A 21,967-nucleotide genomic window follows, 5' to 3' on the forward strand; every position below is an offset into this window, starting at 1 on the left:
CCGGTGACCCTGAGAAAAGGGTCACCGGCTGATTCGTTTCCGGGGAGGCCGCCCGTGCCCGTGTACGCCGACACCATCAGCACTCCACGCCTCGACCTGCTCCCCCTTCGCGTCTCGCACGCCGACGAGATGGCCGCCGTCCTCTCCGATCCCGCACTCCACACCTTCATCGGCGGCAGCCCCTTGTCCCCCGCGGCCCTGCGCGTGCGTTACGAGCGCCTCGTCGCCGGCTCCCCCGATCCCTCCGTCGCCTGGTGCAACTGGGTGCTCCGGGAGAGGGAGGAACCGCGGCTGGTGGGGACCGTCCAGGCAACGGTCACCGGGACGGTCGCGGAGATCGCCTGGGTCGTCGGCACTCCCTGGCAGGGGCGCGGGTACGCCTCGGAGGCGGCGTGCGGACTGGTCGGCCGGCTGCGCCAACGGCCCATCCATACGGTCCTCGCGCACATCCATCCCGAGCACGTCGCCTCCGCGGCCGTGGCCCGGGCGGCCGGGCTCGTCCCGACGGGCGAGGAGCTGGACGGCGAGCAGCGGTGGCGGCTCTCGCTACCCCGTTGACGTCGCCGCCCGCCACGCCGCCGCCAACTCCCGTACGCCCGCGAACCGTTCCCCCGGATCCGCCCGCGTCCCCCGCTCCACCACCGCCAGCTGCGCCGCCGTACCCCGCCAGGCGCGCTCGTCGTCACCGGTGTCCAGGAGGAGGCGGACCGTGCGGGCGAGGACATGGACGGTGGTGCGGTTGTCGATGACCGAACCCCGCTGCCACTCCTCCGGGGCCATGAAGCGGCGCGATCCGGGAAGCCGGGCCTCCGTCAGGACGAAGGGGCCGGGGCGGTACTCGTCGAGGTCGATGAGGCGCAGGTCATCGGCATCGAAGTCGAAGAGGAAGGCGCCGTCGTAGAGGTCGACCGCGACGTACCCCGCCGCCTCCACGGCCAGGTGGGCATCGAGCACGCGGTCCAGGGCGCGCAGCACACGGGGCACCGGAAGGGCGCGGAAGCGGGAGCGGGCGGTGGCGCCGTAGAGGGGTTCGCCCCCGCACCAGGGCATCACGGTCGCCGTACGGCCGCTCCCTCGCACGGCGAAGCGGTGAAGCTGCGGAACGATCACCGGATGGCGTACCGCCCGATGAAAGGCCCAGGCCCGCTCCAGGGACCGCTGGGCCCGCTCGGTCATCGCCTCCTTGACGAACCACCGCTCCCCTTCGGGGAGGAGCACCCCGTACGCCACACAGCCCGAGTCCTGCTCCCGGAAGTCCCGGAACACCTCGCCCACCGTACGGAGATACGACTCGACGACGGGAACCTCGCGGACGTCCAGCAGGGGATGGGAAGCCATGCGTGCCAGCATGCGCGCCCGGACGGGCGGTGACCCCTGATTTTGAACGCGTCGGCGGGGCCGGGCCCATGCGCGATCCCGCAGACTCCACGGGCGCATGCACGACGCTCGCGGCTCGCCGGCCGCCTTCCCCGTGCAGACGCGCAGCCTGGACGGGGCTCTCCACCCCCGTGGCTGCGGTCCACCTCTCGGGACGGGCTGGACGCCGTACGACCGGGCGGCGGTCAGGAAGACGTGCGCGGTACGAGTTCCGTCGCCAGGACCACCTGGCGGCGTTCGAGGTCGCGGGAGACGGCCGGGCGGCGGTCGGCGATCTCGCCGAGGAGGAGGTCGATCATGCGGCGGCCCATGACCTCGATGGGCTGGCGGACGCTGGTGAGGGGCGGGTCCATGTGGCGGGCGATGGCCGAGTCGTCGTAGCCGACGAGCGCCACGTCGTCGGGGATGCGGCGGCCCTCCTCGCGCAGGACCTGGCGGGCGCCGGCCGCCATCACGTCGGAGCCCGCGAAGACCGCGTCCAGGTCGGGGCAGCGGGCGAGCAGATCCGTCATCGCCCGGCGGCCGCCCTCCTCGGTGAAGTCGCCCGGTTCGATGAGGAGTTCGTCCACCTCCTGGCCCGCGTCGCTCAGGGCGTCGCGGTAGCCGTCGACGCGGCGCTGGGCGCCGTAGACGTCGAGGCGGCCGGTGATGTGGGCTATCTTGCGGCGGCCCCGGGAGAGCAGGTGCTCCACCGCGGAGCGGGCGCCGCCGTAGTTGTCCGAGTCCACCGAGGTCAGGGTCTCGGCGGCCGACCGCGGGCCGCTGATCACGGCGGGGATCTCCAGCTGCGCGAGCAGGTCGGGAAGCGGGTCGTCCGCGTGCACCGAGACCAGCAGCACACCGTCGACGCGATGGGCGGCGAGGTACTGGGCCAGGCGCCGGCGCTCGCGGTCGCTGCCCGCGAAGATCAGCAGGAGCTGCATCTCCGTGTCGGACAGCTCGGCGCCGACGCCCTTCAGCATGTCCGAGAAGTACGGCTCCGCGAAGAACCGGGTCTCCGGCTCGGGGACGACCAGGGCGATCGCGTCCGTGCGGTTCGCCGCGAGGGCGCGGGCGGCCGTGTTGGGGACGTAGCCGAGTTCGGCCACCGCCGCCTCGACCGCCGCGCGGGTCGCGTCGCTGACCCGGGGCGAGCCGTTGATCACGCGGGAGACCGTGCCGCGGCCCACGCCCGCGCGCGCGGCGACCTCTTCGAGGGTGGGGCGACCACCGCTCCGGCTCCGCGACATGGCTACGCCCTTTCCGCCGTTATTTGCAGCTGGCCTGGAATCTAACAGTCCCGGGGGATCAGTGAACGCCCCTGGGGGCCGCCGCCCCCGGGCCCCGCGACCGGCTGGAAGTCTCCATCGGTACCGGACTCCTTTCGTCCAGTTAACAGGCCGATAACTGAACACATCTCGCCACGTCGACTCCCTTGACACCCTCGCTCGAACCGACGAACCTTCAACACATCACTTGTGGGAGCGCTCCCACAGTACCTGACACATACACATCCCGCACGTTCCCCGCCCGAGCCGCAGCGTGTAGAACGGGCCCAACAATGCAGTTGGCCGGGGGGTCGGCACGTCAGGCAACAGGAGGACGCAAATGGGCACGAGTACCCGACGGTCCCGCAGGCTGATGGCCCTCGCGGCCGTCGCCGCGCTGACCACGGGGCTGCTGGCCGGCTGCTCCAAGGACTCGGACAACAGCTCGTCGAACGACAGCGGCGGCAACGCCAAGGGCAAGACCACGCTGACCATCGGCACCTTCGGTGTGTTCGGCTACAAGCAGGCCGGTCTCTACGACGAGTACATGAAGCTGCACCCGAACATCAGCATCAAGGAGAACGTCACCACCCGTACCGACGTGTACTGGCCGAAGGTCCTCACCCGGCTGCAGGCGGGCTCCGGCACCGACGACATCCAGGCGATCGAGGTCGGCAACATCACCGAGGCCGTGCAGACGCAGGGCAGCAAGTTCGTCGACCTCGGCAAGGAGGTCGACAAGTCCCAGTGGCTGGACTGGAAGAACGCCCAGGCCACCACCAAGGACGGCAAGCTGATCGGGCTCGGCACCGACGTCGGCCCGATGGCGATCTGTTACCGCAAGGACCTCTTCAAGAAGGCCGGCCTGGAGACGGACCGCACCAAGCTCGCCGCGCAGTGGAAGGGCGACTGGGCGAAGTACGTGGACGTCGGCAAGCAGTACATGAAGAAGGCGCCGGCGGGCACCAAGTTCGTGGACTCCGCCTCCTCCGTCTACAACGCGGCCCTCGGCGGCGGGACCGAGCGCTACTACGACAAGGACGGCAACGTCGTCTGGGACAAGTCCGACGGTGTGAAGAAGGCCTGGAACGTCGCCATGTCCGTGGCGACCAGCAACATGTCGGCGAAGCTGAAGCAGTTCGACCCGACCTGGGACCAGGGCTACGCCAAGGGCACCTTCGCGACGGTGGCCTGCCCCGCCTGGATGATCGGCTACATCGAGCAGAAGTCCGGTGACTCCGGCAAGGGCAACTGGGACGTCGCGGCGGCGCCGACCGCGTCCAACTGGGGCGGCTCCTTCCTCGGCGTGCCGACGGCGGGCAAGCACCAGAAGGAGGCCATCGCCCTGGCCAAGTGGCTGACCGCACCCGAGCAGCAGGCGAAGGTCTTCGCCAAGCAGGCGAGCTTCCCGTCGACCCCGTCGGCGTACCCGAACCTGAAGGCGGCCGCCGACACCACGGCCTACTTCTCGAACGCGCCGCTCACCCAGATCTTCTCCGACTCGGCGAAGACCATCCCGGTCCAGAACTTCGGCATCAAGGACCAGCCGATCGGCACCGCGATCACCGACATCGGCATCCTCCAGGTGGAGCAGAAGGGCAAGACCCCGGCCCAGGGCTGGGACGCGGCCAAGAACGAGATCAAGGACGTGCTCGGCCAGTGAGCAGCTCCCAGCAGGCTCTCGCGCATTCCGCGTCGAGCGCCGAGGCCGCGCCCGGCACCCCGCCGGGCGCGGCCCGGGGCGCTCACGGTCGCGGTACACCGCCGGGCCCCGACTCATGGCGCAGCCGGCTGTACCGCTGGGACATGAAGGCGTCCCCGTACGCGTTCATCGCCCCCTTCTTCATCATCTTCGGCGCCTTCGGGCTCGTCCCGCTCCTCTATACGGCCTGGTACTCGCTGCACAACGTGCAGCTGTCCGGTCTGGACCACCAGACCTGGGCCGGCCTGGACAACTACAAGCACCTGCTGTCCTCGGAGTTCTTCTGGAACGCCCTGGAGAACACGTTCAGCATCGGCGTGATCTCCACGGTGCCGCAGCTGCTGATGGCGATCGGCATCGCGCATCTGCTCAACTACCGGCTGCGCGGCTCGACCCTGTGGCGGGTCGTGATGCTCACCCCGTACGCCACCTCGGTGGCGGCGGCGACGCTCGTCTTCACGCTGCTGTACTCGTGGGACGGCGGCATGGTCAACTGGCTGCTCCATTTCGTGGGTGTCCACCCGATCAACTGGCGCGAGTCCGACTGGGGCGGGCAGTTCGCCGTCTCCACGATCGTGATCTGGCGGTGGACGGGCTACAACGCGCTGATCTACCTCGCGGCGATGCAGGCGATCCCCTCCGACCTGTACGAGTCGGCGGCGATCGACGGCGCGGGCCGCTGGCAGCAGTTCCGCCATGTGACGATCCCGATGCTGCGGCCGACGATCCTGTTCACGGTGGTCGTCTCCACCATCGGCGCGACGCAGCTGTTCGGTGAGCCGCTCCTGTTCGGCGGGGTCAGCGGTTCGAAGGGCGGTTCCGCGCACCAGTACCAGACGCTCGGCCTGTACATGTACGACCAGGGCTGGGGCATCGGCAACCTCGGCAAGGCCTCCGCGATCGCCTGGACGATGTTCCTGATCCTGCTGATCGTCGCCGCGATCAACCTGCTGATCACCCGACGGCTGAGGAAGTCCCATGACGACCAATGAACTGACCCTTCCTCAGGCAAAGGTGCAGGGCGGGGGCCGCAGCCCCCGACGCCGCCGGGTGATCGGCGCCGGCAAGCAGATGCACGCGGGTCCGGTCACCTATGTCGTCCTGACGGTCTTCGCGCTGGTCTCGCTGGCCCCGCTGGTCTGGACGGCCATCGCGGCGTCGCGCAACAACGAGCGGCTCGCGCAGTCGCCGCCGCCCCTGTGGTTCGGCGCGAACCTGTTCAAGAACCTTCAGGCCGCCTGGGACCAGGCCGGGCTCGGCACCGCGATGGTCAACTCCACGATCGTCGCCGGGACCATCACCCTCGGTACGGTCCTGTTCTCCACGCTCGCCGGGTTCGCCTTCGCCAAGCTGCGGTTCAGGTTCTCGAGCACCCTGCTGCTGCTGACCATCGGCACCATGATGATCCCGCCGCAGCTGGCCGTCGTACCCCTGTATCTGTGGATGGCGGACCTGGGCTGGTCCAACCAGCTGCAGACGGTCATCCTGCCCACCCTGGTCAGCGCCTTCGGCACGTTCTTCATGCGGCAGTACCTGGTACAGGCGCTGCCCTCCGAGCTGATCGAGGCGGCCCGGGTGGACGGGGCGAGCAGCCTGAGAGTCGTCTGGCACGTGGTCTTCCCCGCGGCCCGCCCCGCGATGGCCGTGCTCGGCCTGCTGACCTTCGTGTTCGCCTGGAACGACTTCCTGTGGCCGATCATCGCCCTCAACCAGCAGAACCCGACCGTGCAGGTCGCCCTCAACTCGCTCGGCACCGGTTATGTCCCCGACCAGGCGGTGATCATGGCGGGCGCGCTGCTGGGCACGCTGCCGCTGCTGATCGCGTTCATCCTGTTCGGCAAGCAGATCGTGGGCGGCATCATGCAGGGCGCGATCAAGGGCTGACGGCTGGTCATCCCGGTTCCGCCGTACGTCGTTGTACGGCCCCCGGGGCCGGGCCGGCGCCGCCTCGGCCCCCTCTCCTCCTCCCCCTGTCCCTCCCCCACTCCCCTTCCAACTCTTCGGTCTCGACGACCACTTATGGGAGCGCTTCCATGTCTGAGTCCGCACAGCCGGCGACCCCGGTGACCTTTCCCCCCGCCTTCCTCTGGGGTGCCGCGACCTCCGCGTACCAGATCGAGGGGGCGGTGCGGGAGGGCGGTCGTACGCCCTCGATCTGGGACACCTTCAGTCATACGCCGGGCAAGACCGCCGGCGGCGAGCACGGTGACATCGCTGTCGACCACTACCACCGGTACCGCGAGGACGTGGCGCTCATGGCCGAGCTGGGCCTGTCCGCGTACCGCTTCTCGATCTCCTGGTCCCGGGTGCAGCCGACGGGCCGGGGTCCGGCCGTACAGGTCGGCCTGGACTTCTACCGGCGGCTGGTCGACGAGCTGCTCGAGCACGGCATCAAGCCGGCCGTCACCCTCTACCACTGGGACCTGCCGCAGGAGCTGGAGGACGCGGGTGGCTGGCCGGAGCGGGACACGGCGCTCAGGTTCGCCGAGTACGCGCAGATCGTGGGCGAGGCGCTGGGCGACCGGGTGGAGCAGTGGATCACCCTCAACGAGCCGTGGTGCAGCGCGTTCCTGGGCTACGGCTCCGGGGTGCACGCACCGGGCCGGACGGACCCGGAGGCGTCGCTGAGGGCGGCACACCACCTGAACCTGGCACACGGGCTCGGCACCTCGGCCCTGCGGTCGGTGATGCCGGCCCGCAACTCGATCGCGCTCAGCCTCAACTCCTCGGTGGTCAGGCCCCTTTCCCCGCAGGACCCGGCGGACCTGGCGGCGGTGCGGAAGATCGACGACCTGGCCAACGGCGTCTTCCACGGCCCGATCCTGCACGGCGCGTACCCGGAGTCGCTGTTCACGGCGACCGAGCCGATCACCGACTGGTCGTACGTCCTCGACGGCGATCTGCAGGCGATCAACCAGCCGCTGGACGCGCTGGGCCTCAACTACTACACGCCCGCACTGGTCTCGGCGACCGACGCGGACGCGAGCGGCCCGCGCGCCGACGGCCACGGCGCCAGCGAGCACTCCCCTTGGCCGGGCGCGGACGACGTCGCCTTCCACCAGACCCCGGGCGAGCGCACCGAGATGGGGTGGACGATCGACCCGACGGGCCTGCACGAGCTGATCATGCGGTACACCCGCGAGGCCCCGGGCCTGCCGCTGTACATCACCGAGAACGGCGCCGCCTACGACGACAAGCCCGACCCCGACGGCCGCGTCCACGACCCCGAGCGCATCGCCTACCTGGAGAAGCACCTCGCGGCGGTACGCCGGGCGATCACGGACGGCGCGGACGTGCGCGGCTACTACCTGTGGTCCCTGATGGACAACTTCGAGTGGGCGTACGGCTACGAGAAGCGCTTCGGGGCGGTGTACGTCGACTACGCCACGCTCACTCGTACGCCGAAGTCGAGCGCCCATTGGTATGCGCAGGCTGCTCGGACGGGGGCGCTGCCTCCCGTGGCAGCGGACTGACAGGGAGCCTGGAGCGGGGTGGGGCGCGGGCGCCGAGGGGACGCCGCGCCCCGGCCGGGTGGGGGGGAGTCCGGCCGGGACGCGTCAACCCCGTGGGGTGGCGGTCAGTTGAAGGCGCCGAACGCCTTCGAGAAGGCGAACTCGTCCTGGGTGATCGAGCTGCAGGTGGCGTCGGCGGTGGGCTTGGTGCCGCCGGCGCACTGCTTGTCGCGGGTCGCCGACCACATCGAGAGGCCGCCGAGGCCCTTGGACCTGGCGAAGGCCGTCAGCTGGGTGGCGTCGTCGACCTTGAAGATCTCGGACGAGACGTCGTTGACGCCGATCATCGGGGTGACGGCGACCGTCTTCCAGGCGGCGGCGTCGGAGAGGCCGAGCACGCTCTTGACCTGGGCCTGCGTGGCGGTGGCCGCCTGCTCGGCGTAGGTGCCCATGTCGCCGCTGTAGGAGGCGCCGTAGTCCATGGCCATGATGTTGACGGTGTTGATCTTCGCGCCGTTGGCCTTGGCGTCGGAGAGAAGGTTCACGCCGTCCTGGGTGAGGCCCTCGGGCATGACCGGGAGGGTGAAGGAGACGTCCAGGTCGGGGTGGGCCGCCTGGAGCTTGGCTATCGCCTTCGCGCGGTTCGTGTTCGCCGTGGCGTTCGGGAGCGCGCCGCCCTCGACGTCGAAGTCGACCTTGGTCAGCTTGAACTGGTCCACGACCTTGCCGTACGCGGCGGCCAGCGCGTCCGCCGAGGAGCAGGTCGTCGCCAGTTCGGAACCGGAGGCGCCGCCGAAGGAGACGCGGACGTCGCCACCCTTGGCGCGGAGCGCGCCGATCTGGGATGCGACCCCGTCGCTGCCGAGATCGGTCACACCGCCCCACTTGGGTGTGCAGCCGCCGCCGTCGGTGATGAAGGCGAGGTTGTAGTTCTTCACCCCGGTCGCGTCGGCGCTCGCGAGGAGGTCGAAGGCGGGGTAGAGGGAGGTGTCGACGTAGGGGGCGAAGCCGGCGCTCGCCGTGGTGCCGGTGCCGGAGCTCTGGGTCGGGGTGGGGGTGGCCGTCGGGGTCGCCGTCTTGGTCGGCGTGGGGGTGGGGGTCGCGGACTGCGTTGGGCGACCGCTCGGCTCCGGCGTCGGGCCGTCGTCCGCCGAACACGTGGCGCCGTCGACGAGACAACTGCTCGGGTTTCCGGTGCCGTTGACGACGAAGCCGATCGTGACGGACTTGCCGGGCGCGAGGCCGTCGGTGTCCCACTTGGCCGGTGTCACGGTGACGTGCTGTCCGCTCACGCTGGACTCGGCGTTCCACAGCGAGCTAAGCCTGGCGCCGGAGGGCAGGTCGAACTCCAGCTTCCAGGTCTTCTCCGTCTGGCCGGTGTTGTTCGTGACGACGTACTGCGCGGTGTAGCCGGTCGACCAGTCGCTGGTCCTCGTGTACGCGGCGGCCACGCCGGCCGCCTGTGCGATACCGGTGAGCAGGAGCGCACCGCCACCGATCACGGCCGCGGCGACAGCTCCGCCGATCGCCTTGTTCCTGCCACTGATCCTGCGCCGGTGCGTGCTCATCCGCGTGCCTGCCTTCATGGTTCGGGGGTCGGGTGCGGCAGCACGCTAGCGAGCCTGAATCGGGCAAAGTGCCTGATCCGGACGGGGGTTGAGGATCTTAGGGTGCGCTTAAGGAAGGGATCGGGGACGGTTAAAGGTAGAGACCAATTTCCTCTGTCTGCGTCGCCGTACGGAGCGGTGGCCCCGTCCGGGCGTCCGCTCCCGCCCGTCCAGCTGGATCCAGATCCGCACCTCGGTCCCGCCGAGGACCGAGGACCCGATCCGCACGTCACCGCCGGTCGATTCGGCGAGCCGGCGCACGATGTCCAGGCCGAGTCCGGTGGATCCGTCACTGCCGGAGCCCCGCCCGCGCGCCATGGCGGCCTCGGGGTCCGGGATCCCGGGACCGGCGTCGGACACCAGCACGATCACCGCGTCCTCGCCGTTGTGCAGGTCGACCGCGAAGGCCGTGCCCTCGGCGGTGTGCCGGAACACATTGCCGAGCAGGGCGTCCAGCGCGGCCGCGAGGTCCGCCCGGGCCACGGGTATGCGCACCGGCCGGTCGGCGCCGGCCATCCGCCACTTGCGGCCCTCGTCCTCGGCGAGCGCCGACCAGAACGCCATCCGTTCGCGGACCACCTCGGCCGCGTCGCATCCGGCACCGGGACCGGCGGCCGCGGTCTGCGGCTTGGCGTCCCGGGCGGTGCGGATGATGGTGTCGACCTCCCGCTCCAGCTGGGCGACGGCGGCCCGGGTCTGCTCGGCGGCCGGTCCTTCCCCGAGCGAGGCCGCGTTCAGCCGCAGCACGGTCAGCGGGGTGCGCAGCCGGTGGGACAGATCCGCCGCCAACTCCCGCTCGTTCGCCAGGAGTTGTACGACCTGGTCGGCCATGGAGTTGAACGCGACCGCCGCGAGCCGCAGTTCGGTCGGCCCTTCCTCCGGCACCCGCGCCCCCAGTTTCCCCTGCCCCAGCTCGTGCGCGCCCTCGACCAGCTTCTGCGCGGGCTGCACCATCCGTACGCCCAGCCGGTCGGCGACCGCCACGGATCCGACGATCAGGGCGATCCCGACACCGGCGAGCACCGCCCACGCCGTACCGACGCCGTTGCTGACCTCGGACTCGGGGACGTACACCTCGACGACGGCTATCGCACCGGTGCTCAGCGCGACGGGCTGGAGCAGGGTGGAGCCGCCGGAGACCGCGGTGGTGGAGGCGCGGCCCAGCTTGCGCACGGTCGCGATGTCCTCGCCGGCGGCGCGCTGCCGCCCGATGTCGACGGCGGACTGTCCGGCGGCCGCCGGTATGTGCACGGCCATCCCGGAGTCCGAGCCCGCGGAGGCGACGACGCGCTCCAGCTGGTCGCGCTCGGTGGTGATGGACAGCGCCGGGGCGACCGCGGCCGCCTGGCGCTCGGCGTTGGAGAACGCGCGGTCCCGGGCCATCTCCTTGATGACGAGCCCGAGCGGCACCGCGAAGGCGACCACGACCATGGCGGTGACCGCCAGACAGACCTTGACCAGTGCCCATCTCATCGCGGCGGCTCCCCACCCGGCGGCTCCAGCTTCACGCCGACGCCCCGGAGCGTGTGCAGATAGCGGGGCTGCGCCGCCGTCTCGCCCAGCTTCCGCCGCAGCCAGGACAGATGGACGTCGATGGTCTGGTCGTCGCCGTACGACTGCTGCCACACCTCGGCGAGGAGTTCCTTGCGGGGTACGACGACGCCCGGCCGGCCGGCGAGGAAGGCGAGCAGGTCGAACTCGCGGCGGGTGAGGTCGAGGCGGACACCGTCCAGTTCGGCCTGGCGGCGCAGCGGGTCGACGGTGAGGCCGCCGACCCGCAGGACGGTGGAGGGCGTGGCGTCCGAGGGGGCGGACCGGGACCGTCGCAGGACCGCGGACATCCGCGCGGACAGGTGCTCGACGGAGAACGGCTTGGTCAGGTAGTCGTCGGCGCCCGCGTTGAGCAGGCGGACGATCTCCGTCTCGTCGTCCCGCGCGGTGGCGATGATCACAGGTACGTCAGTGATGCCACGCAGCATCTTCAGGGCCTCGGACCCGTCCAGGTCGGGCAGTCCCAGGTCCAGAATCACCACGTCGAAACGGAAATGGGCGACCTCGCGCAGCGCCTCCAGCGCCGTCCCGACACTGCGCACGGTGTGCGCGGCATCGGTCAGGTGCCGGATCAGCGCCGAGCGTACGAACTGGTCGTCCTCGACCACGAGCACACTTGCCATGCGCGGCACCGTACGCCATGCGGGCGGGCCGTATCGGGGCCTGTGGATAACTCTGAGCGTGTGCGGCTGGTGGGACGCGTGAGGCAGTATGGCCCGCGATGCGCAGAGGACTCATACACGTACTGGCTTGGTCGCTCGCCACGGGCGCGGCGGTCACGCTGTCGTGGTGGGGTGTCCACACGGTGATGGCGGGCACGGCGTACGACCCGCCGCGCGCCCTGCCGATCACGGCGGCGGACGCCACCACACAGGACTCGAAGCCGCTGGCGTCGTCGACGAAGCGGCCGTCGCCGTCACCGTCGAAGGGCGCGTCGCGGGGGCCCTCCCCGGCGCCCACGCCATCGACGACGCCGACATCGAGCCCCACCCCGACGCCCACCGCATCCGGCCAGGTCAAGAGCTACGACACGGACGGCGGGCGGGTGGTCTTCGACCTCGGCAGGACCGCGGCGACGCTCGTCATGGCGACTCCGGACACCGGCTGGTCGATGCAGACGTGGAAGACGGAGACCTGGATCCGGGTGGAGTTCACCTCGGGCACGAACAAGGTCTCGGTGATCTGTACCTGGCACGACGGGCCGCCGCATGTGGAGATCGGGAACTACTAGCGAGAACTTCCAGCGGGAACTACTGGCGGGAACTACTGGTCAACGGAACACGGAGGGCGGCGGCGCCGGAGAGGCGACCGCCGCCTCGTCCGTCACCGGGGTCGCCCCACCGGTGAAGTCGAGGAGTGCGCGGCCGTGTTCGACGCGGCCGGGGTGTGGGTCGGAGGCGGCCCGGCGGGTCAGTTCCGCGATCGGCAGCGGGGCGTCGGAGGCGACGAGGACCGCGTTGCCGAAGCGCTTGCCGCGCAGCACGGTCGGGTCGGCGACCAGCGCGAGTTCGGGGAAACGGGCGGCCGCGGTGGCGATCTGGCCGCGGAGGTGGGCGAGCGGCGGACCGTCGGCGACGTTGGCGGCGTAACAGCCGCCCGGCTTCAGCACCCGGCGCACGTCGTCGAGGAACTCGGTCGAGGTGAGGTGGGCCGGGGTGCGGGCACCGCTGAACACATCGGCGATGACGAGGTCGGCCCAGCCGTCGGGCGCCTTGGCGAGCCCTTTACGGGCATCCACGGAACGCACCCTGATCCGGGCGTTCGGGTCCAACGGCAGCTCTCGGCGGACCAGTTGGACGAGCGCGGCGTCCCGCTCGACGGCCTGCTGGGTGGAGCGGGGGCGGGTGGCGGCGACATAGCGGGCGAGGGTGAGGGCTCCGCCGCCGAGGTGCACGACGTGCACGGGCTTCCCGGCCGGCGCGACGAGATCGATGACATGCCCGAGCCGGCGCTGGTACTCGAAGGAGAGGTAGGAGGGGTCGTCGAGATCGACGTGCGACTGCGGCGCCCCGTCGATCAGCAGCGTCCAGGCCCGCGCCCGGTCCCGGTCGGGCATCAGCTCGGCGAGCCCGCCGTCGACGGCCTCGACGACCGCCTCGGCGCCGCCGCCTGCGCGCCGGGGGTTCCTGGACTTTCCCATTGCGCCATTATCGGCAGCGCTGGGCGGCCACGCCTGCGCGGGGTGGCACGAGCAACCAGGTCAGCGGCAGTTGTCCGCGGCCTCGATGATCCGTGCCGCCTCGCCCAGGGCGGCGCGCAGCACCGCCGGGTCGGTCGCGAGGTCGGCCTCGCCGGGCGGGAGCAGCCAGTCCGAGCCCTCCACGGGAGGCTCGGGGTTCAGTCTCAGACCGCGGCCGTCGGTCTCCGTACAGGTGCTGCCCGGAACGTCCCAGGCGGCGGCCGTGCCGGGCGGCACCACGAATCCCAGGGTGTTGCAGTCGTCGTCGTGCAGGACGGGGCCGACCGCGTCGCCCGCGCCGCGCCGCAGGATGTCGACGGCCTCCAGCCCCTGCCGGGTGGGCACGGTGACGAGGTCGCACGCGCCGTCGGGGAGGGGCGGCTCGCCGCGCCCCGGGGCGTGTGCCACGGTCGCGGGCGGCGTACGAGGAACGACGCTCTGGCTGGTCTCCATCCCGGCCTCCACCACGGAACCCCTCCTTGAACGAAGCGGGTCGGGAGTCGGGCGGCTCCCGGTCCGCAGGGTTCAACGCGGCGCACGCGTCAACGGCTACGGCGGAAGTGAGCCACAAAGGATGGCAGTTCATGGCAGATCCCGTATGAGATATCCGGTTTGTAGCCAAACACAGCGTGAGCAGTCCGGCACAGCAGGTACGTTCTTCCCCGCTGGAGACAGGGCTCCACACGGACAACCCACCCTGAATCCGGCATGGTTCGACGGTTCGCACGAGAGGACCCGGCCATGGCGTCGTCACAGTTGACCTCGTCCCAGCCCACGCCCCCCAGGCCACCGCGGCCGAACCTCGTCTTCCGGCAGTTGCGCGGACAGCGCTCGCCGGCCGAGTTCGCCGCCGCGGTGCGCCGGGCCGCGCGCGAGATCGGGGAGCGGGTCAGCTGCGACGCGCGCTACATCGGCCGGGTCGAGGCGGGCGAGATCCGCTGCCCCAACTACGCATACGAACGGGTGTTCCTGCACATGTTCCCCGGCCGCACTCTCACCGACCTGGGCTTCGCGCCCCGCTCGTCCGTGCGCGGACGCCGGGCGCACACCACCGGTGAGACACCGGGGGCGTACGAGCCGTATGAGAGGCAGGACGACCCGGACCCGCAGGTCCCTTACCACCCGCAAGTCCCTTACGACCCGCATGGACATCACGAGAGCCATGCGCTTCACGAGAACTACGAGGAGAGCGACGTGCTGCGTCGCGCATTCATGACCGGCGGTGGCGCCACGGTGGCCGCCGCCTCGCTGGGCCCGATCGGGCTCGCCTTCGACGCCGCGGCAGCGGGACGTCCCGTCCGCCGCCCCGGCGCGAACGACGCGTACGCGCTCGAAGAAGCCGTCCGCAGAATCCGGCTGCTCGACGACCGGCACGGCGCGGACGGGCTCTACCGGCGCGCGTCGGCTCCGTTGCGCGCCGCCTATGCGCTCCTGGACGCCGGGGCGACCCGGCAGACGACGGCCGACCGTCTCCACTCGGGTGCCGGTGAACTCGCCATCTCCGTGGGCTGGCTGGCGCACGACTCGGGGCGGTTCGACGATGCGCGTTCGCACTACGCGGAGGCGCTCGCGACCGCCCGGATGACCGGCGACGACGCCCTGGAGGCGCACGCCTTCTGCAACACGGCGTTCCTCGCGCGCGACGCCGGACGCCCGCGCGAGGCGGTCCGGGCCGCGCAGGCCGCACAACGCGTCGCGCGCCCCCTGGGCTCCGCCCGCCTGATGTCGCTGCTCGCGCTGCGCGAGGCGGGCGGCTGGGCGGGGCTCGCCGACCGCACCGCCTGCGAGCAGGCGCTCGTCCGCGCGCAGACCCTTTTCGAGCGAGGCCCCTCGGACGCCGACCCCGAGTGGATGAGCTTCTACGGGGAGGCCGAACTGGAGGGCCTGGAGGCGCAGTGCTGGTCGACGCTGGGCGACTGGCCGCGCGCCGCACGCCACGCCCGCCGCGCGGCCCGGCTCCAGAACCCGCACTTCACCCGCAACATCGCCCTGTACACGGCGGAACTGGCGGACGACCTGGCCAGAGGCGGCCGCCCGGACGAGGCGGCAACGGCCGGCATGCGAGTACTGGACCTCCTGGACCAGGTCCAGTCGTCCCGGGTCCAGACGATGCTGGCGGGAACGGCGAGAGTGCTACTGCCCCACCGCCGGGCGTCGGGGGTGTCGGAGTTTCTGGAGCGTCACGCAAGCCAGCCCCGAACGCCGTAGCTGCGCATAGCTGCGGGCAATCGTGCCGCTAAGGGCGGCACCCGTCCCAAAGAGAGCGGCACCCGGCAAGCGCCGGTGAGCGAACCCCCCGCCCGTCAGCACCGCCCCCCGGGCACAGCTCACACCCCGGTCAGATGCCCCAAGTCGTTCCAGCTCTCAATGGCCGGCTCTCCATAAGCCCACCCCAGCACCGACAGTGACGTCGGGTTCAACCGAATCCGCGCGGCGAAATCCAACGGCAACCCCAACCACCGAGCCCCGATGGACCGCAAGATGTGCCCGTGGGCAAACACCAGCACATCCCTGTCCTCAGCCCGCGCCCACGCCACCACCTCATCCGCCCGGGAGGCCACCTCGGCGAGCGACTCCCCCTCCGGCACCCCGTCCCGCCAGATCAACCATCCCGGCCGCACGGCCTGAATCTCCTCGGGCGTCATCCCTTCGTACGCCCCGTAGTCCCACTCCATCAGCGTGTCCCACACGGCCGCCCGCTCCCCGAAACCGGCAAGCTCGCACGTCTCACGCGCGCGTGCCAGCGGACTGGTGCGGACGGCAACCCCGGGAAGCCCGTCGAACGGCCCCCGGTGCAGCCGCTCGCCGAGCAGCTTGGCGCCACGCCGGCCCTCCTCCAGGAGCGGCACGTCGGTCCTGCCGGTGTGCTTGCCGGACAGCGACCACGCGGTCTGTCCGTGCCGGGCCAGCAGAATGCGCGGTGCCATGAGCTGAGAGGCCTTCCGGGAGAAATCGCAGGCGGAACCAGTCCATCATCGCGCACCCTCGGGGCGGGCAACCCGGGGGGCGATCTCTGCGTCTTTGAGGGCCGGGGCGCCCGAAGCGGGTGCGCACGTACGCCGTAAAGTGGCACGACCGGCCCGCCGGGCGCCGCGCGAGAACGAAGGGGGAGGCGATCGGATGCCGAGGACCGAGACGACACCGGGCATCGAGGCAGCGACCCCGCAAACCCGTCTGCGCTGGTGGACCGAGGTGCCGCTGATCCTGCTGGTGTACGCCTGCTACTCGGCCGGCCGCCTCCTCGCCCGCGGTGACACCTCGAGCGCCGTCGACCACGGCGTGACGATCCTGCACATCGAGAAGTTCCTGCACATCAACGCCGAGCACCCGCTCAACCGGCTGTTCACGCGCGAGGCATGGCTCGGCGTACCGGCGGACTTCTGGTACGCGTCGCTGCACTACCTGGTCACACCGGCGATCCTGGTCTGGCTGTTCAGGTCGCGCGCCGTGCACTACCGCGCGGCCCGCACCTGGCTGATGACGTCCACCTTCATCGGTCTGATCGGCTTCACCCTGCTGCCGACCTGCCCGCCGCGCCTGCTCTCCGCGGGCCACGGCTTCGTCGACACGATGGCCCAGTACAGCTCGTACGGCTGGTGGGGCGGCGAGGCCAGCGCCCCGCGTGGCCTCGGAGGGATGACGAACCAGTACGCGGCCATGCCGAGCCTGCATGTGGGCTGGGCGCTGTGGTGCGGGGTCATGCTGTGGCGCTATGGCAGGACGCGTACGACGAAGGCCGCCGCCGTCGCCTACCCGTTGCTCACCACGATCGTGGTCATGGGCACCGCGAACCACTACTTCCTCGACGCCGTCGCGGGTGCGGCCGTGATGGGCGTCGGACTGGTCCTGACGCCGTACGTCATGCGGGGCGCGGACGGGATCAGGGAGCGGCTGTCCCTCGGCGCAGGGGGCGCTCAGGTCGCAGGTTCCTCAATTGTCAGTGGCGGATGCCAGACTTCCGCGGGTGAGCGAATTCCACGGCAGCGCGAGTCCCGGACCGGATCCGGAGCCGAGCCGGGTGCCTCTCCCACGGACGCGGGGGAAGGCGCTCCGGCAGCGGCTCGCTGAGCTGCGCGGGCCCGACGTACCGGCCAAGGCGCTGGACGCGCGCGCCCTGGCCGCCCTCGCCGCCAACCCCGGGTGCAGACGGCGCGCGATCCTGGACGGCGCCGGGGTGAACAAGGCGGCGGTGGCGAGCGCCCTGGGTTCCCCTTCGGTCTTCGGGCAGTCGCAGTTCGCGTTCACCCGGGGCAACGCGTTCGAGGCGAAGGTCAAGGCGGATGGCGGCGCGGAGCTGCTCAGGCTGGTGCACGAGAAGCTGGACCGGCGCGCCGAGCCGCCCGCCGACGCGCAGGTGCCGGACCTCACCGCGACCGGCCCCGAGGGCCGCGCGGCCCGTACCGCGCTGGCGCTGCGCGAGGCCACGACGGCCGCCGGCTGGGCGCTCCTCGACCACCCGATGCTCGCGCTCGACGTGGCGGGCTCCCCCGCGTTCCTGGAGCCGGACGCCGTGGTGGTGCACCCCGACGGCAGCTGGACGGTCGTGGAGATCAAGTCCTTCCCGATGCTGGACGGCAGCGCGGACCCGGCGAAGGTGGGCGCGGCGGCACGCCAGGCGGCGGTGTACGTCCTCGCCCTGGAAGAGGTCGCCGCCCGCCTCGACCCCGCCCCCGAGGTACGGCACCGGATCCTCCTCGTCTGCCCCAGGGACTTCTCCAACCTCCCCACCGCCTCGGCCGTCGACGTGCGCAAGCAGCGCGCGGTCACCGGCCGCCAGCTGGCCCGGCTCACCCGTATCGAGGACATCGCCGACACGCTCCCCGAGGGCACCTGCTTCTCCCCGGAGCTGCCCGCCGCCGAGCTGACCTCGGCCGTGGAGTCGGTCCCGGCGACGTACGCACCCGAGTGTCTGTCCGCCTGTGAGCTGGCCTTCCACTGCCGCGACCGCTCCCGCGCGGCCGGCGCGGTGACCTCCCTGGGCCGCTCCGTCCGCGCCGAACTGGGCGGCCTGACGACGGTCGAGGAGGTCCTGTCGGCGGCCCGCGGCGAGAGCGGCGACCCGGACGACCCGGCGGTGGCGGCGCTGCGGAGGGCGGCGCACCTGCGTGCCGAAGCCCTCGCTCCCCTCGGTCAGGAGGTCACCCCGTGTCACTGATCTCCACCCTCGCCCGCCTGGAGGCGGTACGCACCGGCCGCGCCCAGCCCGCCGCCACCGTCCGGCACCGGCATCTGTCCGAGCGGCCGCTCGTCTTCGTGCCGCTCACCACAGCGGGCGAGGCAGGCGCCCCGCTCGGCGCGCTCGTGGGCACCGACCGGGACGCGCCGCGCCTGCTGGCCGTACCCCAGCCGCGCGACCGCGACCTCAGGTTCGCGTTCCTGGCCGAGCTGGCCGACGTCGTCCTGCCGTATCTCGACGCGTACGCACAGGACGTGGAGGCCGCCGAGCGCAACGAGACCGATCCGGAGACCGGCAAGCGGGTCAAAGTCGAGGTCGAACTGTGCGCGGACGCCCCGCAGCTGATCGTGCCGAGCCGCGTCGGCGTCGAGTTCGTACGGCTGCTGGGCCGCTCCATGCGCTTCAGGCGTACGGCGGAACAGGACCCGGAGACCCCCCATCCCGCGCCACCGCGCGTGCCGCTGCTCGGCCGCTGGCTGACGCACTTCGGGGAGCGCGCCCGCGTCCCCGGCTCCTGCCTCCTGCTAGCGATGACGGACGTCCTGGCCCTGCACTGGGCGACCGGGCAGTCCACCCTGGAGAACCAGCACCTGGGTGCCCTGCTCGCCTGGATCGACCCCCCGGAGGGCTCGACGGGCGCCGAGGCCGCCCTGCACGCCGAGCTGGCCCGCGACGCCAAGGGCCAGCTGCTCTGCCCGCCCGCCGGACCGGCCACCGACCCGGCGTTCGACAACAAGCTGCTCGCACCGGCGATCGAGCGCTACGACCGCGCGCGTACCGCCCTCGCGGCCGCCGAGGACGGGCTGCAGGCGGACGACCGGCTCGGTGAACTCACCGCCGCGGAGCGGGAGATCCGCGAGCTGGTGCTGAGCCGGACCCTGCCCACCTGGGAGAAGGTGTGGCAGGGCCTCGACCTGCTGCGGGCGCTGCCCGACGGGGCGCATGTCGAGGAGCGGTGGACGCGCGACCGCTGGTCGTTCACCGGCCACCGCGACCGGATCGTCGCGGGCGAGCCGCCGCAGCCGCGCCGCGACGACGCGGTCACCGCCGCCAACAAGCTGGCCGCACGCGAGCGCGAACAGGCCCGTCTTGAGGCCCAGGAGGCGCTCGACGATCCGCTGGTGATGGCGGGCCGGCGGCTGTCCGGGGAGGCGTTCGCCGGGGAGGTGACGGACGTCGTGATGGCGTACAGCGAGGGCAGGCGGCCGAGCCCGCGCCCGCTGGTCACCGTGCGGACGGAGGACCGTCCGCACCTGGGCGATCGGGTCAAGGTGTACCGCTCGCTGGGCGGCAAGCCGCAGGCGGCGGAGTTCGTCGGGCGGGAGGCGGAGGATCTGCTCGTGCTGCGTGTCCTCGACAAGATGGGCCGCGGCAAGGAGCCCGAGGCCGGCTCGGTGCCCGAGAAGGGCGACCGGCTCTGCTTCACCCTCTTCGAGCACGAGCAGCGGGGCGGCCCGAAGCTGCCCGACCCGGAGGACACTCCGTGGACGCACGGCGGGCCGCCGGGCGAGGCCGCCGCGGAGGCCGCCGATCCCCTGACCGCGGAGGACGTCCTGTGACCAGCGCCTTCGACCCCGGCGCGCTGGCCGCCGAGGCCACCGACGCCATCCTCCGCGACACCCTGCACGGCACGCACCGGGGTGTGGTCGTCGACTCCCCTCCCGGCGCCGGAAAGTCCACGCTCGTCGTCCGCGCGGCCCTCGAACTGGCCGACGCGGGGCGCCCGTTGATGATCGTCGCCCAGACGAACGCCCAGGTCGACGATCTCGTGCTGCGGCTCGCGGAGAAGAACCGGGAGCTCCCCGTCGGCCGTCTCCACAGCAGCGACACCGATCCCTACGACAAGGCGCTCGACGACCTGCCGAACGTCCGCAAGTCGGCGAAGGCGGGCGAGCTGGCCGGCCTCTCGGTCGTCATCTCCACGGCCGCGAAGTGGGCGCATGTGAAGGTCGACGAGCCGTGGCGGCACGCGATCGTGGACGAGGCGTACCAGATGCGCTCGGACGCGCTGCTCGCCGTGGCGGGACTCTTCGAGCGGGCGCTGTTCGTGGGCGACCCGGGTCAGCTCGACCCCTTCTCCATCGTGGGCAGCGAGCAGTGGGCGGGCCTGTCGTACGACCCCTCGGCCTCCGCCGTGACCACCCTTCTGGCCCACAACCCCGAACTGCCGCAGCACCGCCTGCCGGTGTCGTGGCGGCTCCCGGCCTCCGCGGCCCCCCTGGTCTCGGACGCCTTCTACCCCTTCACCCCCTTCCGCAGCGGCACCGACCACGGCGACCGCCGCCTCACCTTCGCCGTCCCCTCCGACGGCTCCGGCCCCGACCGGGTGATCGACGAGGCGGCCGAGTCGGGCTGGGGCCTGCTGGAACTGCCCGCCCGGCACACTCCGCGCACCGACCCCGAGGCAGTGCGGGCGGTCGCGACCGTCGTACGGCGGCTGCTGGACCGGGGCGGCGCGGCCACGTCGGAGCGTGCACCCGAGGAGCCCCTGCCGCTGACTCCGGACCGGATCGCCGTCGGCACGGCCCACCGCGACCAGGCGGCGGCCGTCCGCGCGGCACTGGCTGAGCTGGGCGTCGCGGACGTCACCGTCGACACGGCGAACCGTCTCCAGGGCCGCGAATACGACGTCACGGTCGTCCTCCACCCCCTGTCCGGCCGCCCCGACGCCACCGCCTTCCACCTGGAAACAGGCCGCCTGTGCGTCCTCGCCTCCCGCCACCGCCACGCCTGCATCGTGATCTGCCGGGCGGGGGTGAGCGAACTCCTGGACGACTACCCGTCCACGGAGCCGGTGCAGCTGGGAACGCTGGTGAAGTTCCCTGACGGCTGGGAGGCGAACCACGCGGTACTGGCACGGCTGGCGGAGCACCGGGTGAGCTGGCAGCCGTGACACCGGAGGCCGAGCTCCTCGCGCCGAGCCCTGCACCGCGTATCCGCCGGCCTTCGGCCGGCACGCCGCCGGAGGCGGCCAAGGGATACAGCCCCGACGGCTGGGAAGCGAACCACGCGGTACTGGCACGACTGGCGGAGCACCGGGTGAGCCGGCAGCCGTGAGCATGGTGCCGGTGCGGCTCGGGGAACATCGGAGGGCGTTCAGGACTTGAGGGACCTGGGGTTCCGGGCCCACTTGCGCGGTCGCGGGACAATGGACGGTGGCCCGGTGGTACTGGACGGGTCGATTGCGACGTACGAGGAGGAGAAGACATGGCGGAGCCCACGCCGCGTCGGAACGAACCGCGGCTACGCCCCGCGCCCCTGCTCTTCGAGCCCGCGGAGGCGGCCTCCGACCCTGAGCACTTCTTCGACCTGGAGTCGATCGACGACCCGCGAGCGCTGCTGGCCCGCTCGACGGAGCTCGCGCAGGCGTTCCGCGCGGCGGCCGACCGGGCGGTGGAGTTCCAGGCGATGGCTGCCGCGCAGCTGGCGGACCCCCGGCGGTTCGACCGGCTGACGTCGGCGGACATCGCGGAACGCGCGGAGTGGACCGAGGACTATGCCAAGAAGATGGTCGAGTACGGGCGGGACCTGATGAGCGGCGCCGAAGGGCGGGGCTCCGCCGACCCGGTGTGAATACGGCCCACTTCGGTTTGGCATATGCCAGGCGGGCAAGATACTCCTCTTCTCTCCCACCTGTCCCGGTTTCCGGCAACCGTGGGGAGCGGTGCGTTCACAG

Annotated in this window: 20 protein-coding genes; 12 read left to right on the plus strand and 8 right to left on the minus strand. The window is 71.7% G+C overall.

Annotation, left to right across the window (positions count from 1 at the left end):
- The first annotated feature begins 54 nt into the window (after positions 1 to 54).
- Positions 55 to 558, plus strand: coding sequence for a GNAT family N-acetyltransferase (locus ACFY1U_RS38295; protein ID WP_390698661.1), 504 nt, complete (start codon positions 55 to 57; stop codon positions 556 to 558).
- Here the strand turns inward: ACFY1U_RS38295 and ACFY1U_RS38300 are convergent.
- A complete protein-coding gene (locus ACFY1U_RS38300; protein ID WP_390698662.1) occupies positions 547 to 1,338 on the minus strand; it encodes a serine/threonine protein kinase in 792 nt (263 codons plus the stop codon). The genes ACFY1U_RS38295 and ACFY1U_RS38300 overlap by 12 nt on opposite strands.
- 224 nt (positions 1,339 to 1,562) lie before the next feature.
- On the minus strand, positions 1,563 to 2,606 hold the full coding sequence (locus tag ACFY1U_RS38305) for a LacI family DNA-binding transcriptional regulator (RefSeq protein ID WP_390698663.1): 1,044 nt from the start codon (positions 2,604 to 2,606) through the stop codon (positions 1,563 to 1,565).
- A 358-nt stretch (positions 2,607 to 2,964) separates the two neighbouring features.
- Between ACFY1U_RS38305 and ACFY1U_RS38310 the strand changes: the two genes are divergently transcribed.
- The 4 genes from ACFY1U_RS38310 (at position 2,965) to ACFY1U_RS38325 (ending at position 7,799) form a co-directional block, all read left to right on the plus strand.
- Positions 2,965 to 4,287 carry an ABC transporter substrate-binding protein gene (locus ACFY1U_RS38310; RefSeq protein ID WP_390698664.1) on the plus strand — a complete coding sequence of 441 codons (1,323 nt, stop codon included), beginning with the start codon at positions 2,965 to 2,967 and terminating at the stop codon, positions 4,285 to 4,287.
- Complete coding sequence (locus tag ACFY1U_RS38315) at positions 4,284 to 5,318, plus strand: carbohydrate ABC transporter permease (RefSeq protein ID WP_390698665.1); 1,035 nt, start codon at positions 4,284 to 4,286, stop codon at positions 5,316 to 5,318. The genes ACFY1U_RS38310 and ACFY1U_RS38315 overlap by 4 nt, the downstream gene beginning before the upstream one ends.
- Entirely contained in the window at positions 5,305 to 6,210 is a 906-nt protein-coding gene (locus tag ACFY1U_RS38320; RefSeq protein ID WP_390698666.1) for a carbohydrate ABC transporter permease, read from the plus strand. Before ACFY1U_RS38315 ends, ACFY1U_RS38320 begins: the two co-directional genes overlap by 14 nt.
- Positions 6,211 to 6,359: 149 nt before the next feature.
- Positions 6,360 to 7,799 carry a GH1 family beta-glucosidase gene (locus ACFY1U_RS38325; protein ID WP_390698667.1) on the plus strand — a complete coding sequence of 480 codons (1,440 nt, stop codon included), beginning with the start codon at positions 6,360 to 6,362 and terminating at the stop codon, positions 7,797 to 7,799.
- A 104-nt stretch (positions 7,800 to 7,903) separates the two neighbouring features.
- Here the strand turns inward: ACFY1U_RS38325 and ACFY1U_RS38330 are convergent, their stop codons facing one another.
- The 3 genes from ACFY1U_RS38330 to ACFY1U_RS38340 form a co-directional block, all read right to left on the minus strand.
- A complete protein-coding gene (locus tag ACFY1U_RS38330) occupies positions 7,904 to 9,346 on the minus strand; it encodes a cellulose binding domain-containing protein (RefSeq protein ID WP_390698719.1) in 1,443 nt (480 codons plus the stop codon).
- 108 nt (positions 9,347 to 9,454) lie between these two features.
- Positions 9,455 to 10,858 (minus strand): sensor histidine kinase, encoded by a 1,404-nt coding sequence (locus tag ACFY1U_RS38335; protein WP_390698668.1) that lies wholly within the window; start codon positions 10,856 to 10,858, stop codon positions 9,455 to 9,457.
- Positions 10,855 to 11,559, minus strand: coding sequence for a response regulator transcription factor (locus ACFY1U_RS38340; protein ID WP_390698669.1), 705 nt, complete (start codon positions 11,557 to 11,559; stop codon positions 10,855 to 10,857). Before ACFY1U_RS38340 ends, ACFY1U_RS38335 begins: the two co-directional genes overlap by 4 nt.
- A 98-nt stretch (positions 11,560 to 11,657) precedes the next feature.
- Here ACFY1U_RS38340 and ACFY1U_RS38345 point away from each other — a divergent pair, with 98 nt between their 5' ends.
- Complete coding sequence (locus ACFY1U_RS38345) at positions 11,658 to 12,167, plus strand: hypothetical protein (RefSeq protein WP_390698670.1); 510 nt, start codon at positions 11,658 to 11,660, stop codon at positions 12,165 to 12,167.
- A 39-nt stretch (positions 12,168 to 12,206) separates the two neighbouring features.
- Here the strand turns inward: ACFY1U_RS38345 and ACFY1U_RS38350 are convergent, their stop codons facing one another.
- Together ACFY1U_RS38350 and ACFY1U_RS38355 are read right to left on the minus strand one after the other, a co-directional pair.
- Positions 12,207 to 13,076, minus strand: a complete 870-nt coding sequence (locus tag ACFY1U_RS38350) for a spermidine synthase (protein ID WP_390698671.1) — start codon at positions 13,074 to 13,076, stop codon at positions 12,207 to 12,209.
- Between the two features lie 60 nt (positions 13,077 to 13,136).
- Positions 13,137 to 13,568 (minus strand): hypothetical protein, encoded by a 432-nt coding sequence (locus ACFY1U_RS38355; protein ID WP_390698720.1) that lies wholly within the window; start codon positions 13,566 to 13,568, stop codon positions 13,137 to 13,139.
- Positions 13,569 to 13,856: 288 nt separating this feature from the next.
- Here ACFY1U_RS38355 and ACFY1U_RS38360 point away from each other — a divergent pair, with 288 nt between their 5' ends.
- On the plus strand, positions 13,857 to 15,323 hold the full coding sequence (locus tag ACFY1U_RS38360; protein ID WP_390698672.1) for a hypothetical protein: 1,467 nt from the start codon (positions 13,857 to 13,859) through the stop codon (positions 15,321 to 15,323).
- A gap of 119 nt (positions 15,324 to 15,442) precedes the next feature.
- On the opposite strand, the gene ACFY1U_RS38365 is transcribed toward ACFY1U_RS38360, so the two are convergent.
- Positions 15,443 to 16,042, minus strand: coding sequence for a histidine phosphatase family protein (locus ACFY1U_RS38365; RefSeq protein ID WP_390698673.1), 600 nt, complete (start codon positions 16,040 to 16,042; stop codon positions 15,443 to 15,445).
- A 193-nt stretch (positions 16,043 to 16,235) separates the two neighbouring features.
- Between ACFY1U_RS38365 and ACFY1U_RS38370 the strand changes: the two genes are divergently transcribed.
- The 5 genes from ACFY1U_RS38370 (at position 16,236) to ACFY1U_RS38390 (ending at position 21,864) form a co-directional block, all read left to right on the plus strand.
- A complete protein-coding gene (locus tag ACFY1U_RS38370) occupies positions 16,236 to 17,183 on the plus strand; it encodes a phosphatase PAP2 family protein (protein WP_390698674.1) in 948 nt (315 codons plus the stop codon).
- Entirely contained in the window at positions 17,134 to 18,270 is a 1,137-nt protein-coding gene (locus ACFY1U_RS38375) for a hypothetical protein (protein WP_390698675.1), read from the plus strand. The genes ACFY1U_RS38370 and ACFY1U_RS38375 overlap by 50 nt, the downstream gene beginning before the upstream one ends.
- Positions 18,261 to 19,850, plus strand: coding sequence for a hypothetical protein (locus ACFY1U_RS38380; RefSeq protein WP_390698676.1), 1,590 nt, complete (start codon positions 18,261 to 18,263; stop codon positions 19,848 to 19,850). The genes ACFY1U_RS38375 and ACFY1U_RS38380 overlap by 10 nt, the downstream gene beginning before the upstream one ends.
- Positions 19,847 to 21,184: an AAA domain-containing protein gene (locus tag ACFY1U_RS38385; protein ID WP_390698677.1), complete on the plus strand. Its 1,338-nt coding sequence runs from the start codon at positions 19,847 to 19,849 to the stop codon at positions 21,182 to 21,184. Before ACFY1U_RS38380 ends, ACFY1U_RS38385 begins: the two co-directional genes overlap by 4 nt.
- Before the next feature lie 314 nt (positions 21,185 to 21,498).
- On the plus strand, positions 21,499 to 21,864 hold the full coding sequence (locus ACFY1U_RS38390; protein ID WP_390698678.1) for a hypothetical protein: 366 nt from the start codon (positions 21,499 to 21,501) through the stop codon (positions 21,862 to 21,864).
- Positions 21,865 to 21,967 lie beyond the last annotated feature (103 nt).

The organism is Streptomyces sp. NPDC001351, assembly GCF_042896045.1.
Classification (GTDB): domain Bacteria; phylum Actinomycetota; class Actinomycetes; order Streptomycetales; family Streptomycetaceae; genus Streptomyces.

Bases quoted from the DNA above. Each gene is read 5' to 3' on its own strand.
- ACFY1U_RS38355 (WP_390698720.1), bottom strand. From the start codon at position 13,568: ATGGAGACCAGCCAGAGCGTCGTTCCTCGTACGCCGCCCGCGACCGTG.
- ACFY1U_RS38325 (WP_390698667.1), top strand. From the start codon at position 6,360: ATGTCTGAGTCCGCACAGCCGGCGACCCCGGTGACCTTTCCCCCCGCC.
- ACFY1U_RS38330 (WP_390698719.1), bottom strand. From the start codon at position 9,346: ATGAGCACGCACCGGCGCAGGATCAGTGGCAGGAACAAGGCGATCGGC.
- ACFY1U_RS38390 (WP_390698678.1), top strand. From the start codon at position 21,499: ATGGCGGAGCCCACGCCGCGTCGGAACGAACCGCGGCTACGCCCCGCG.
- ACFY1U_RS38310 (WP_390698664.1), top strand. From the start codon at position 2,965: ATGGGCACGAGTACCCGACGGTCCCGCAGGCTGATGGCCCTCGCGGCC.
- ACFY1U_RS38360 (WP_390698672.1), top strand. From the start codon at position 13,857: ATGGCGTCGTCACAGTTGACCTCGTCCCAGCCCACGCCCCCCAGGCCA.
- ACFY1U_RS38335 (WP_390698668.1), bottom strand. From the start codon at position 10,858: ATGAGATGGGCACTGGTCAAGGTCTGTCTGGCGGTCACCGCCATGGTC.
- ACFY1U_RS38300 (WP_390698662.1), bottom strand. From the start codon at position 1,338: ATGGCTTCCCATCCCCTGCTGGACGTCCGCGAGGTTCCCGTCGTCGAG.
- ACFY1U_RS38365 (WP_390698673.1), bottom strand. From the start codon at position 16,042: ATGGCACCGCGCATTCTGCTGGCCCGGCACGGACAGACCGCGTGGTCG.
- ACFY1U_RS38340 (WP_390698669.1), bottom strand. From the start codon at position 11,559: ATGGCAAGTGTGCTCGTGGTCGAGGACGACCAGTTCGTACGCTCGGCG.
- ACFY1U_RS38320 (WP_390698666.1), top strand. From the start codon at position 5,305: ATGACGACCAATGAACTGACCCTTCCTCAGGCAAAGGTGCAGGGCGGG.
- ACFY1U_RS38350 (WP_390698671.1), bottom strand. From the start codon at position 13,076: ATGGGAAAGTCCAGGAACCCCCGGCGCGCAGGCGGCGGCGCCGAGGCG.
- ACFY1U_RS38370 (WP_390698674.1), top strand. From the start codon at position 16,236: ATGCCGAGGACCGAGACGACACCGGGCATCGAGGCAGCGACCCCGCAA.
- ACFY1U_RS38305 (WP_390698663.1), bottom strand. From the start codon at position 2,606: ATGTCGCGGAGCCGGAGCGGTGGTCGCCCCACCCTCGAAGAGGTCGCC.
- ACFY1U_RS38345 (WP_390698670.1), top strand. From the start codon at position 11,658: ATGCGCAGAGGACTCATACACGTACTGGCTTGGTCGCTCGCCACGGGC.